At 32.1% G+C, this 1681-nt stretch carries 1 protein-coding gene; it reads right to left on the bottom strand.

Annotated elements, in window-relative coordinates:
* Positions 1–1681, bottom strand: a 1681-nt coding sequence (locus CLOTH_RS10650) for an Athe_2463 domain-containing protein (RefSeq protein ID WP_331722090.1), incomplete at both ends; no start/stop codon positions are given.

Genomic DNA, 1681 nt, shown 5'->3' on the forward strand with positions numbered 1-1681 from the left:
TCTCCATTTGCTTTTTGAAGAGTTCTATTTTCTGTAAATGTAGTTGTATTATATACATTAAGAAGATTTCCGTTTGAATCTGTAACTTTTGCATTTACTATAGAAACAGAGCTTGGAACAACAAAATGCCTTGAAGCATTATAAACTCTTGCATAAGCTACATATTCTTTTCCAGCCTCTATAGTATAAACTCTATTTCCACGTGTATCTGTTATTCTTGTTACTTCATCTTCATTTACATGTAAATCTGGAGAATAAATAGGGCCTAGTGCTAAATAGTTATCAGACATATTTAAATCATCAGGATAAAGTCCACTATTATGATGATTCCAATCTATTCTAGCTTCCAAAATGACAGGTATATCATTAAGCGATCTACCATTTACTCTATAATGCTCAAGTAAAGGAGATGTTTCCCCTCTCCAAGTAGCATCTACATTGTTTGGTCTTGGGAATGTAAATTCATGAGTAATTGTTACTGTTTGATTTCTTCTTAATATTCCATTATAAGTTAGAGGTATACGCACATTTCTTTTATTAGGATCTGAAACAGTATCTGCACTGTATGATATATCCAGTATAACACGAGGATTTGTAACATCAACTCCAGATCTATTTCTAACATCAATTTCTATTACATAAGTTTCTCCTGGATAAAATCTTCCTGGTATTCCTGTTGTACTTATGTTTGCAAAATCATTACTTCTTGTTATTGTAGATGGGTTTCCTCTTTGTTTATCTCTTATACTTAATCTCATTAGTGCTAAACTTTTTTCATATGGAGCTGCTATTGACATTGTTGTATATCTATAAATAGGATTACCTTTGCTATCAGGAATCCAGTGCACCCCAGCAATTGCTCCTGCTATATGATTTGTTCTTAGTGATAAAACTGAAAAATAATCTGCTAAATTATCTATAAGCTGCTGTTCTGTAATGGAGCTATTATAATTAGGTTCTCTTTCTACATTACCTTTTGAATTAATAATAAATCTATTCATTTTAAGTAAAAAGTTTTTTATACTCTCAGCTCCTGCAAGCTCTTTTATAATAGCTCTAAACGTTTCATTTCTTTGAGCTTTATAATTAGAAGTATTATATATCGACACTGATGGGATAAATCTTTGAGTTTGAGTATGTTCCCAAGGAGTTTTTATCCAGTTTCTTTCACTAAAAGTAGACACTGTCGAAACATCACGTGGGAAAAATGGATTTGTTATCATGTGTCCTCCAGCGGTATATCCAATGTTTCTCCATTCTCCTCTTATCGTTCTTTGATTTTGAGCTAAGTTTAAAATAGTTCCTATCTCTTTATCTGTTAAATTTCTTGCATATGATGCAGGATAATCTATCCTAGGTCTTAACATTAAAGTTCTATGCCCTTGAGATTCCTCTTTACTATCACTAACATTATACTTAGGATTTTGTGGCTTAGCAGGTAAAGACTTTGGACTTAAGTCTATTAAACTTGCAGGTTTAAAGTTTTGATTTGTTCCTCTTATAGGTCTTAAACTATCTGGACTTCCATGAGTTGCTGTTTGTATTCTATTAATATATAAATCCCCTGCATAGTCATGAATAGCACTTCTAATTCCTTTATCACCTCCTGCTAGCTTTTTTTCTTGTGAAGTTCCCCATAAGCTATAATAAAGTATCCCTTGCTGCATATTTGCATAAAATA

It is taken from the genome of Alkalithermobacter paradoxus, assembly GCA_002029295.1.
Lineage (GTDB): Bacteria > Bacillota > Clostridia > Peptostreptococcales > Peptostreptococcaceae > Alkalithermobacter > Alkalithermobacter paradoxus.